At 53.8% G+C, this 11866-nt stretch carries 10 protein-coding genes; 7 read left to right on the forward strand and 3 right to left on the reverse strand.

Going from position 1 to position 11866, the window contains the following annotated elements; genetic code table 11:
- Positions 1-95 precede the first annotated feature (95 nt).
- Both VXK30_RS11910 and VXK30_RS11915 read right to left on the reverse strand, forming a co-directional pair.
- Complete coding sequence (locus VXK30_RS11910) at positions 96-962, reverse strand: MurR/RpiR family transcriptional regulator (RefSeq protein ID WP_275713841.1); 867 nt, start codon at positions 960-962, stop codon at positions 96-98.
- Positions 963-1038: 76 nt separating this feature from the next.
- On the reverse strand, positions 1039-2637 hold the full coding sequence (locus VXK30_RS11915) for an ABC-F family ATP-binding cassette domain-containing protein (protein ID WP_275713842.1): 1599 nt from the start codon (positions 2635-2637) through the stop codon (positions 1039-1041).
- A gap of 177 nt (positions 2638-2814) precedes the next feature.
- Between VXK30_RS11915 and VXK30_RS11920 the strand changes: the two genes are divergently transcribed.
- Positions 2815-3204 carry a metal-dependent transcriptional regulator gene (locus VXK30_RS11920; protein ID WP_275713843.1) on the forward strand — a complete coding sequence of 130 codons (390 nt, stop codon included), beginning with the start codon at positions 2815-2817 and terminating at the stop codon, positions 3202-3204.
- Positions 3201-4106, forward strand: a complete 906-nt coding sequence (locus VXK30_RS11925; protein WP_275713844.1) for a CFI-box-CTERM domain-containing protein — start codon at positions 3201-3203, stop codon at positions 4104-4106. The genes VXK30_RS11920 and VXK30_RS11925 overlap by 4 nt, the downstream gene beginning before the upstream one ends.
- A 147-nt stretch (positions 4107-4253) precedes the next feature.
- On the opposite strand, the gene VXK30_RS11930 is transcribed toward VXK30_RS11925, so the two are convergent.
- Positions 4254-4814 (reverse strand): TetR/AcrR family transcriptional regulator, encoded by a 561-nt coding sequence (locus VXK30_RS11930; protein WP_275713845.1) that lies wholly within the window; start codon positions 4812-4814, stop codon positions 4254-4256.
- A gap of 339 nt (positions 4815-5153) precedes the next feature.
- Between VXK30_RS11930 and VXK30_RS11935 the strand changes: the two genes are divergently transcribed.
- From VXK30_RS11935 to VXK30_RS11955, 5 genes are all read left to right on the forward strand, one after another.
- Entirely contained in the window at positions 5154-5855 is a 702-nt protein-coding gene (locus VXK30_RS11935; protein ID WP_275713846.1) for an ABC transporter ATP-binding protein, read from the forward strand.
- Positions 5849-8161: an ABC transporter permease gene (locus VXK30_RS11940; protein ID WP_275713847.1), complete on the forward strand. Its 2313-nt coding sequence runs from the start codon at positions 5849-5851 to the stop codon at positions 8159-8161. Before VXK30_RS11935 ends, VXK30_RS11940 begins: the two co-directional genes overlap by 7 nt.
- Before the next feature lie 18 nt (positions 8162-8179).
- The gene (locus tag VXK30_RS11945) at positions 8180-9349 is read left to right on the forward strand and encodes an HlyD family secretion protein (RefSeq protein ID WP_275713848.1); all 1170 of its coding nucleotides are present in this window, start codon (positions 8180-8182) and stop codon (positions 9347-9349) included.
- A 67-nt stretch (positions 9350-9416) separates the two neighbouring features.
- Positions 9417-10400, forward strand: coding sequence for a TolC family protein (locus VXK30_RS11950; RefSeq protein WP_275713849.1), 984 nt, complete (start codon positions 9417-9419; stop codon positions 10398-10400).
- 317 nt (positions 10401-10717) lie between these two features.
- The gene (locus VXK30_RS11955) at positions 10718-11845 is read left to right on the forward strand and encodes a DUF4317 domain-containing protein (protein WP_275713850.1); all 1128 of its coding nucleotides are present in this window, start codon (positions 10718-10720) and stop codon (positions 11843-11845) included.
- Positions 11846-11866 lie beyond the last annotated feature (21 nt).

Genomic DNA, 11866 nt, shown 5'->3' on the forward strand with positions numbered 1-11866 from the left:
AACCAAAATTCTGTGAACGTGCTGTTAATTTTGAGAAAAGGGTAAAAAAATACCCCCGCAACCCGGCGAAGGTATTCTGTCAATAGAACCTCTGCTCAATAGAGCTTCTTCAAAACGGAACCGGTGGTTTTCTGTTTGTTGGCGCTGCTCTCATCATAGGTCCGTTTGAAATACTCCATATAGATCAGATCGATCAGGAGCATCTGGCTGATTCTGGCCGACGTGGAACCGCCCTGGAGCGGACCCTCGTTCGTGCCGCACAAAATCACCACATCGGAAGATGCGGTCAGCGGCGATTTTGCAAACCGGGTGATACAGACCACCCTGGCGCCCGCTTTCTTTGCCTGCTGTGCCACCTGGATGGTGTCCTTTGTGGCGCCGGAATAGGAAATGACAAACGCCAGATCCTCCGGCGAAAGGATGGAAGCCGCCATTGCCTGTAAATGCGCGTCGGCATAATTGTGGACCTTCGGCGTAATCCGGACAAATTTGTCCACCGCGTCCATAGCGGTCAGCAGGGACGATCCCACGCCGAAAAAATAAATCTGCTTCGCCCCGATCATATAATCAATGGTTAAGGACAGCTCCTGAAAATCCAGCAGCGAATACGTTTCGTTCAGCGCGTTGATATTGGTCTGCAGCACCTTTTTGGCTACGTCTTCAAGGGTGTCCTCCTGCGTGATTCTGCCCGAAAGCATGGAGGCGATCCGGCTGCTGTCCTCATCCTCCGAGATGCTCAGCGAAAGCAGCATTTTAAACTCCTGGTAGCCCTGGAGCTGCATGGTCTTGCAGAACCGGAACACGCTGGTGTCCCCCACCCCGCACGCTTCCGCAAGGCCGGTGATGGACAGGAACAAAACCCGTTTCGGGTCCTGCAGAACATAATCGGCCACCTTTTTTTCGGCCTTTGTAAAAAGGTTGTACCTGGCATTGATTTTTAAAAGAAAGTCACCGCTTGCCATCTTTCCGTCCCCTTCCGCAGCGGTATGGCCGGGCGGACCTTTTTGATTTGTCCACCCCGGCTTTTTACAGACAGATTTAAGAGAGGATGCCGTCGCGCGCTTCCAGATATTCGTCATAAGTGGAAACACGGTCGATGACGCCGTCTTCCGTAATTTCGATCACGCGGTTCGCGATGGTCTGGACAAACTGGTGGTCGTGGGAAGCAAACAGCACCACGCCCTTGAAGTCCGTCAGGCCGTTGTTCACGGCGGTAATGGACTCCAGGTCCAGATGGTTGGTCGGCTGGTCCACCACAAGGACATTGGCGCCGAACATCATCATGCGCGAAAGCATGCAGCGCACTTTTTCGCCGCCGGAAAGCACGTTCACCGGCTTTAAAACGTCCTCGCCGGAAAAGAGCATCTTCCCGAGAAAGCCGCGCAGATACGTTTCCGTCGTATCTTTGGAATACTGCTCCAGCCATTTGAGGATGCTTTCCTCACAGCCGTTGAAATAAGCGGAATTATCCTGGGGAAAATACGACTGGCTGGTGGAAACGCCCCACTTGAAGGAGCCTTCGTCCGGTTCCAGCTCCTCCATCAGGATTTTAAACAGCGTGGTGTTGGCGATTTCATTGGAGCCGACAAAGGCAATCTTGTCGCCCTTGTTTACGCGGAAGCTGACGTTGTTCAGCACCTTTACGCCGTCGACGGTTTTGGAAAGGTCCGTGACCTCAAGGATTTCCTTGCCCGGCTCACGATCCATGGTAAAGCCGACGTAGGGATACCGGCGCGAAGACGCGGGCATTTCCTCAACGGAGATTTTCTCAAGCAGCTTCTTCCGGGAAGTCGCCTGCTTTGATTTCGACTTGTTGGCGGAAAAGCGCTGGATAAAGCTCTGCAGCTCCTTGATTTTGTCCTCCGCCTTCCTGTTCTGGTCGCGCATGACGCGCTGCATCAGCTGGCTGGACTCGTACCAGAAATCGTAGTTGCCCACATACATCCTGATTTTATTGAAATCGATGTCGACGATATGGGTACAGACGTTATTCAGAAAATGACGGTCATGGGACACCACGATCACCGTTCCCTCATAATCCATCAGAAAGCTTTCCAGCCAGGCGATGGATTTGTTGTCGAGGTCGTTGGTGGGCTCGTCCAGAAGAATGATATCCGGCTGCCCGAACAGCGCACGGGCAAGCAGGACGCGGACCTTTTCCGTTCCCGTGAGGGCGCCCATCACGGAATCCAGCAGCGCATTGTCCAGGCCGAGCCCCTGCAGAAGCTTCCCCGCTTCGGTTTCGGCCTCCCAGCCGTTCAGCTCGGCAAACTCCGCTTCCAGCTCCGCGGCGCGGATTCCGTCCTCGTCGGTAAAGTCCTCTTTTTCGTAAATGGCGTCCTTTTGTTTCCTCACTTCGTACAGACGGGCGTTGCCCATCAGGATGGTTTCAAAAACGGTATAGGAGTCGTAGGCGTGGTGGTCCTGCCTGAGCACGGACATCCGCAGACGGGGGTCAATGACAACCTCGCCCTTCGTGGGCTCCAGTTCGCCGGAAAGAATTTTCAGGAAGGTGGATTTTCCCGCGCCGTTCGCACCGATGACACCGTAGCAGTTCCCGGCGGTAAAAAGCAGATTGACGTGTGAAAACAGGTTCTGGCCGTTAAACCCAAGGCCAAGATCGGATACAGTAATCATAGTTCCTCCAATGTGAAAATAGAAAAGTATACGTTTTAATATTTTAACATAAAACCGCTCAGAAAAATATAGCGAAAATTATGAACTAATCGCAATAACGCTTGTCATTTTTGAGGAACAATGCTACAATATAAAAAATACGGACCGCATTTTCGCGCCAACTTAGGAGGTATACCGGTGAAAATACAGGAATCGGGCGAAAATTATCTTGAAACCATACTGATTTTACAGAATAAAAACGGATACGTCCGTTCGATCGACGTTGCCAATTACCTGGATTTTACCAAGGCAAGCGTCAGCCGGGCCATGAGCATTTTAAAAGAGGCGGGCTACCTTACCATGGAGCCGAACGGCAATCTGGTCCTTACGGAGCTGGGGCGCGCAAAGGCCGGCTCCGTGTACGAGCGTCACAACCTGATTGCGCAGTTTCTGGAAATGACCCTCGGGGTCAGCAGCGACATCGCCCTGCAGGACTCCTGCCGTATTGAGCATATTATCAGCGAAGAAAGCTTCGACCGTATCAAACAATATACGCAGGAGCATAGCCGCGACGGAGGTGCCGAATGAATTATATTACCGCACTGTGCCCTCACTGCAAAAAAGAACTGCAGCTGCCGGAGGACGCAGAGGATATTGTGTGCATGTACTGCGCGCAGCCCATTCATGTGAAATCGCTGCTCCTGAAAGCCGAACCGGCAGCGGACGACGACTATCAAAGGCTGATGGAGGAAGCCTTTTCCCTCTTAAAGGACGAGATTTTCATCGTGAAAAACGGGTTTAAAAACGTCAAGCAGAACGTTTATCCCGCCGCGTTTGAAAAATACAACAACCTGATTTCCCCCGCTTTGAAAGCATACTGCCTTGCCGCGGCAGGCAAGGATGAAGCGCCCGGCTTCTTTGCGGACGTTCTCTTTGACCGCTTTCAGAAAAAGATTGAAGAAAGCGGGATCAAAAAGGAAAGCGACCCCCGGCTTTTTGAATACCGTTACATGATTGTGGCCTTTACGGTGCCCGCCATCCTGGAACAGCATACTCCCGCCGCCGAAGCGCTTGCGGACAGCTTTTTAAAGGTCTGGAACGAACATTATCCGAAAAATCCGCTCGGGAAATCAAACTATGACACCATCAGCAGCGGCTTCCGAAAAAAGCTGTGCTTTATCACCACCGCGGTCTGCTCCTCGCTCGGCAAGGGAGACGACTGCCCGGAACTGAACGCTTTCCGCCGTTTCCGCGACGGCTGGCTTGCAGCCACGCCACAGGGCAAAGCCAAAATCGGCGAATACTATCTTTTCGCCCCGATGATTGTCAGCGGAATTGACCGGGCGGACAACCGTCAGGCCGTCTACCGGGAAATCTGGGAAAACCACCTCTCCCCCTGTCTGAAATCGCTGGAGGACGGAAACCCGCAGCAATGCGCGGAGCAATACGAAGAGATGATGACTGCTCTCGAACAAAAATGGCTGAGCTGAGCGGCGTTGATAAAAAATAGGAACGCACCCGGGACAGCGTTGCTGAACAGCACCCCCATCGTTAGACAGTATGACGTACTGAATAACGATGGGGGTGCTGTTTTATCATGCAATCTTTTATAAATACAGGTCCGGGGCCATAGCCGTTTACCTGATCTGGGAAGACATGCTGTAAATAATTTCAGCCATTTCCTTCACGGACCTGTTCAGGCCGTTTTTAAGCCAGTACTGTATCAGACCGATGCTCCCGTTTACGACAAATACGAAATAGTCCTCTTTGATGCTTACATTCGCATCCGCTGTGGCTGAGGGAGAGATCCCGCATTCCTGATAGATCAGGGTGAACAGCTGCTTCTGGAAATCGATATCGCCCTGCTCACTCATCAGGACCTGAATATGCTTCCTGTTCTCAGCAAAGTATTGGAAAATCCCTTCGAGGACCTCCATCGATTCGTATTTGTCCGTTTTACCGATCAGATTGGTAAGCGTCTCCTTCACCCAGGAAAGAGTCTCGTCCTCAATTTTGCGAAGGAGGTCGTACTGGTCGGTATAATACGCATAGAAAGTCGTACGGTTGATGTCCGCATTTTCACACAGCTCTTTAATGGTGATTTTTGTAATCGGCTTTTTCTCCATTAACTCAAACAGGCTGTCCTGCAAAGTCATACGCGTATAACGTGTTTTTCGGCTCTCTTTCATTTCCTTCATAAAGCGCGTCTCTTCCCCTCATTTAACAATCGAATGCAATGGATTCTGTTCTGAAATCAACAGTTTCACAATATTTTGTTGTAAACATTACAATCTATAAGCATCTGATGGTTGCAAAATAAACACAGTGTCATTATAATAAGTTTCTGGCTGAATGTCAAGAATGAGCATGGTTTTCCCAGGGAGAATTCTGGAACATTGCCGGTCAAGACAATCATCATGTGTAAGGATATGTGATCGGGCATCTCAACATCGGGCCGTAGAATTGGTCCCACCCGGGTCAGGATGCAAAGATCCGACATTTTAATAGAAGCAGTTACATAACAAGGGAGATCATTCATGGATTTTATCACATTTGAAAACGTGGAAAGGGAGTATCGCGTCGGAGACGCCGTGATCAAAGCGGTGGACGGCATCAGCTTCAGCCTCGGCAGCGGCACATTCAACGTGGTGCTCGGACAGAGCGGCGCGGGAAAAACCACGGTGCTCAACATGCTGGGCGGCATGGATTCGCCGACAGCCGGCAGGATTATTGTCAACGGAAGCGAGGTCTCCGGTATGTCGGAGCGAGAGCTTACCGACTACCGCCGCACACAGATCGGTTTTGTATTCCAGTTTTACAACCTGGTGCCGAATCTGACGGCACTGGAAAATGTGCAGCTCGCAGAGGAGATTTGTCCCGAGCCGCTCGACGCGCGCGAAATGCTGCGGCGAGTCGGTCTTGAAAAACGGATGGACAATTTCCCCAGCCAGATGTCGGGCGGCGAGCAGCAGCGTGTCTCTATCGCGCGGGCACTGGCAAAGAACCCGCAGATCGTACTGTGCGACGAACCGACCGGCGCGCTGGATTCCGAAACAGGGCGAAAAGTTCTTCGGCTCATTCGTGACGTTGCGAACGACCTTGGCAAGACGGTCATCATCGTTACGCACAACGCGCCGATTTCTGAGATGGCTCAGACGGTGCTGCATATGAGGGACGGAAAAATCGCTGAAACGGAGTTCCACGAGCACCCCAAAGACGTGGAGGAAATCCTATGGTGAAGGGCGCCCTGTTCAGAAAATCCCTGCGCGACATGAAGAAGTCCAAAGCACAGTTTATCTCGATTTTCATTATGGCGGCGCTGGCCGTTTCCCTGATGACGGGCCTCGACAGCATCTGGTTCACTGTTCAGAACCACGCGGACGCCATGTACCGCGCGACAAACCTTTCCGATTTTTGGGTGACCGTGCAGAATCCCTCGGAACAGCAGCTCTGGGGCATCCGTCAGATCGACGGGGTGACGCAGGTGGAGAAGCGCTTTTCCGCCGACGCGGATACGGATCTGCCCGGCAACCCCACCCTGCACATTTACGCGCTCAGTGACCGCAGCACTCTTGACCAGCCGGAGATGCAGGAGGGAAAATTCAGCAAAAGCGGCGGCGCGGTGCTGGACAGCGCCTTTGCCAAGGCGCACAACCTGAAAATCGGTGACCGGATCTCCATCAGGCTGAACGGCGTTTGGCTGCGCCTGCCGATCGACGGGCTGGCGCTGAACAGCGAGCAGGTTTTTGCCCTGAAAAACTCCGCCACTGTCATGCCGGATCCGGCCGCATACGGTTTTGCGGTGATACGTTCCGGCGTGCTGGAGAGCGTTTACGGACAGAAAGTCTACAACCAGATCAGCGTAAAAGCCGCACCGGGTACCGATCTGATACAGGTAGAACAAAAAGCGAACACCGTCATCGGCGACGACCTCATCGGCATGACCCTTCAGAAAGACAACAGCAGCGTCAGCGGTGTGAGCGGCCGGATTCAGCAGATCAAATCGCTCTCCGTCGTATTCCCGCTTCTGTTTTTTCTCATCACCGCGCTGATCACGCAGAGTACGATGACACGGCTGGTGGAAAACCAGCGCGGGCAGATCGGGATCCTGAAGGCTCTGGGCTACAGCAAACGGAGCATCCTCTGGCATTACACCTCCTACGGAGTCATGATCGGCGTGCTCGGCGCGCTCACCGGCCTTGCGGCGGGGCCAAACATCTTTGGCAGGTTGCTGGTGCCGCGGATGAAGCTGGCGTTTGCCGACTACCGTATCAGCGTCAATTTTGCGCACTTTGCGTTTGCCCTCCTTCTGATCCTTCTGTGCACGGGAGGCATTTCGTTTTACGCCTGCTGGAAACTCCAGGGGGACACCCCTGCGGTGCTTCTCCGGGAAAAGCCGCCGAACAAAGGAGATCACATCTTTCTGGAAACTCTCCCCTCCCTCTGGCGGAAAATGAAGTTCAGCAGCAAGCTGATTGCGCGGAACACTCTGAAGAACAAGAGCCGTCTCATCATGAGCACCATTGGCGTTATGGGCTGCACCGGCGTGATTATTGCGGCGCTGGGAGTCCGAAGCATGCTTTCGGGGATCAACGAGCAAATGTATGAGTCCACCTTTGTCTATGATCAGAAGATCATCCTCGACACTACAAAGACCGATTCCCGTTACCTTGGCAACCTGGGGCTGGACGGGGTCATACAGCAGCTGGAGGAATCCGCCATTGGGGTGATCTCCCCGGGCGGCGAACGGAAAATGGAGCCGATCACCATCACAACCGGCGACAGCCCCCTGATCCATCTGCAGGACGCTGCCAGGAATCCCGTTTCCCTGCCGGAAAACGGGATCCTCATGAGCCGCAAGCTGTGCGAGACGCTCGGGGTCCAGCCGGGAGACAGCATCCGGATCAAGCGCACGAACGAAGGATATGTCTCCGTGCCGATTGTACAGACGGCCTACTTTGCCTCCGGCCAGGGAATTTACATGACCGATACTTACTGGAAATCCCTCGGGGAGACCTTCAAGCCGACAGCTCTGCTCGTGAAATGGAACGGCGCGCCGGATGAGAAGTTCCTCGCAAGCGACGCGGTGGCGGACGCGACGACGCGTGAAAGCCAGCAGTCCGGTCTTGCTTCCAGCACACAGGTGGTGAACCTCGCGGTGATCATGATGATCATTATGGGCGCGGCACTGGCATTTGTGGTGCTGTACAATACCGGCATCCTCAATTTTGCCGAGCGGATCCGCGACCTTGCGACGCTGCGGGTGCTCGGCTTCCGCCACCGGGAAATTCAGAATCTGGTGCTGGTTGAAAATTATTTTTCCGTGCTGCTCGGGATGCTGTCCGGTATCCCCGTTGGGCGGTATCTGTCGTGGCTGATCGCAAGCAAAATGGGGGAACAGATGGACCTTCTGGGCAACATCACGCTTCCGGATGTGCTGATTGCCGGGATATTGACCCTGTGCTTCGCCTGGGTCGTCAACAACGTCGTAGCCCGGAAAATGAAACAGATCGATATGCTTGAAGCGCTGAAAAGCGTCGAATAAAAATAGATGGAGGAACCCATGAAGGATTGGTTTTTACCAGTGAAGGGCTGGATTTTATCGCATAAAAAAACGGCGTTGGCCGGGGCGTGCGCGCTCGCCGTGCTCTTCGTCGCACTCGGAATCTTTTTTCACCAGAAAAACGTCCCCACTGCTCCGCAGAAGACGGATTCTGCGGCTTCGGCAGATCGGGCCGGAGAGATCGACGCGTGGGGCGAGGTGAAATACACCCGCATGGAGGACATCAGCGTCGACTTCCCGTCGATCGTGACGGATGTATTGGTGAAGGAGGGCGAGCGGGTCACGCTCGGCCAGCCGCTCGTAACGCTGGACCTTTCCGAATACAGCGGAAATGTCGAGAAGCTGAAGCAGCAATTAGCCGCAAACCAGGCGGCGCTGCCCGCCGCCACGCAGGACACCGCCGCTCTGGAGACCGACATTGCCCAGACACAGAGCCAAATCGCGCGCAAAACGACGGAATATAACAAGGGCACGAGCCCCGATTTGAAGCTCGCTCAAACACAGCTCGACACCGCGAAGCGCAACCTCTCGAACTACCAGGCGCTCTACAGCGCGGGCGGGGCCTCGAAGGAAACGCTGAACCAGTATAAGGACGCCGTGACCCAGGCCACAGAAACCCTGCAAAAAACCAAAAACACCCTGAAAGACGAGCTTGACCAGCTGAACGTCTCGCTCAAATCCAAGCAGGCGCAGCTTTCACAGGCAAAGCTCGGCAACACCGCGAATATCGCGAAACAGCAGGGCGGCGTCTCCTCCGCACAGGTGGATCTGGACGCCATGACGGCCAAAACCGCAAAAACCTATTTCAAGGGGAACCAGATCATCTCCGATATCAAAAACGGAATCGTACAGAATATCACGGTCAGCAGCGTGGCCCATTTAGGCGTACAGGGCGCGCCGACCAAGGTGCTCCAGATCATCGACGCGGACTCCATCGCCATCAGCGCGGAGGTTGACGAAGAATTTATCGGCAGCGTGAAAGCCGGCGAAACCGTCAGGATCGTGCCAACCTCGGCCCCGGACGCCTCGCTCACCGGCACGGTTACACAGATTCCCGACCTGGCCGTGGAGAAGGACGGCAAGCGCGTCGTGCGCGTGCTGGTAAAGCCCGACGATCCGAAGGGCCTGCTGAAGCCGGGTTACACCGTGGATGTTTATTTTTCAAAATAAATATTCCAAACAATAATTTTCTTCACAGTGATCAGACAAAATTTTTATTGCAAAGGGAGGAAGCCTTATGAACTTTCAAAAAATCACCGCAGGGCTGCTGTCCGTTTTTCTTCTGGCGGGAACCCCGGTTCCCGCGCTCGCCGACACGGCCTCCGACGCGGTCACAGCCGCTCCCCAGATCGTAAATGTAAATTACGCGGACATTGAGTTTCTCGTGCGTTCGGGCAATCAGACCATCCGCGCAAATGAAAAAACGCTGGACAGTCTGAACAGCAACGACGCGGCCGGGCAGATCGTCGTAACGGCGCAGAAGCTTTATGTGACGTTTCACTACCTGAACGCCGAGCGCAATCAGCTGCTCAAGCAGCAGCAGGCGCTGGACGACACGCTGAAAATCACGCAGCTGAAAGCCGACCTCGGCCTCATTACGCAGACCGACCTGCTCAACGCCCGGCAGCAGAAAAACACATTGGCGGATACCCTCACCGCGCTGGCAAACCAGATGCGGACGGTGAAAAACAATCTTCAGGTGCTTCTGGGATACTCGTCCGATTACGACCTCTCGATTTCTTCCGCACCGTCGCCGGATGCAAATTTCTCCGCCGCAATGAACGAGGCGGCCGACCGGCAGACGGCGCAGAGCGCAAACTGGACGCTGAAAGAAAAAAAGCTGGCGAAGGAAATCGCCGACGACGACAAGGATTCCGATCTGGATTCAACAGTGGACGACTATCGCGCAGCGTCGCTGAATTACAGTCTTGCGCTGAACACATTCAACGCTTCCTTCCAGCAGGTGTACAACGACGTGGCGGAAAAGCAGAGCCGCCTTGCCTCGGCGCAGGCGGCTTACGACGCGAAAACGAAAACGCTTGACGCCGTAAAGCTCCAGAACACACTGGGGATCGCCTCGGCACTCGAACTGAAAAACGCGCAGACAGACCTGGACAGCGCGCAGGCCGCGCTCGATCAGGCGAAGCTCAATCTTTTTTCTTCCCAGGAGCAGTACCGCTGGGCGCTTCGGGGCGTGATCAGCACATCCACGCAGGAATAGTTCTCCGCATAAGGGACGGTTCCACATATTCGGAGCCCGCTCAAAACAGCCGACCGCGGATTTTCAACATAAATAAGATTGCGGAAGCCCGTCATCCTGATTACACAGGGATGACGGGCTTTTCCTGAAACGCTTCCATTGTAAACGATGGTGACCGGGAAGCCTTACGTACAAGGTTCCGAGGAAGCCACGGCAGCCGGGACGAAAAGAAGAGCAGTCAAAGCTTTCCTCGTTGGGATGACAACCACATTCCTCCGTGATATAATTAAAAATACGTGACTGGAACCAAATGACATATAGAATTGAACGAGGATGCTATGAACGAAAAAGAAATTGCAGAAATCCGCCGCCGCTTCCGTCCGGACAAGAGCAATATTACCCGGATACGCGGCTGTTACGTCAACGATCAGAAAGAAATTGTTTCGGAGTTTAGCCAACCGCTGGGGTTAATGCCCCAGGAGGAGTCCGAAGAGCTGCTGGCCATTCTGAAGAAGACGCTGTCCGGGGCGATTGGAAAGAACCTGATCGACATTGAATTTGCGACACAGCAGGTCCTGACAGGCGAAGAGCACAAGCTGCTGATGGCGCTCAAAGATTCCTCGCTGGAAAACGATGACGCCGTGAGGGAATTTTACGGACGCGTGATTCAGACGCTCGACATGGAGGGCCATTATCTGATTCTTCTGGCTTACGACCAGTACGATGTTCCCTACTATACAAAAGACGGAGAAAAGCAGGAGGATTCCCCGGAGGTATTTTCGTACTTCCTGTGCAGCATCTGCCCTGTAAAATTAACAAAACCGGCGCTTGGCTACTATGTTTCCGAAAACAGCTTCCGCAACATCAGGACGGACTGGGTCGTGTCGGCGCCGGAGCTTGGATTCCTGTTTCCGGCTTTCAACGACCGCAGCGCCAACATTTACAACGCCCTTTACTACTCCCGCAACATTGCGGAGAACCATACGGAATTCGTCGACACCGTATTCAAAAGCGAGATTCCAATGCCCGCCGCCGCACAGAAGGAAACCTTCCAGGCCATTTTGGAGGATACCGTTGCCGAGGACTGCAGCTTCGATGTCGTGCAGGCGGTTCAGGAACAGTTGTCCGAAATGATCGAGGAGCACAAGAACAATAAAGAAGAGGAGCCGCTGGCCGTCTCCAAAAAAACGGTAAAGGGGATTCTGGAATCCTGCGGCGTCTCCGAAGCCCGCGTGACCGCCTTTGAAGAAAAGTTTGACACCGAGTTCGGCGCCGATGCCGAGATCAGTCCGCGGAATCTGATTGATACAAAGCAGCTGGAGGTCCGCACTCCCGACGTGACGATCCGTGTCAATCCGGAGCGCAACGACCTGGTTGAAACACGGATCATCGACGGCACCAAATACATTTTGATCCGCGCGGACGAAGGCGTCGAGGTAAACGGAGTGAACATCCATATTTCGTAACGGCACCCTGACCGCTTTCTC

The organism is Caproiciproducens sp. CPB-2 (assembly GCF_036287215.1).
GTDB lineage: Bacteria > Bacillota > Clostridia > Oscillospirales > Acutalibacteraceae > Caproiciproducens.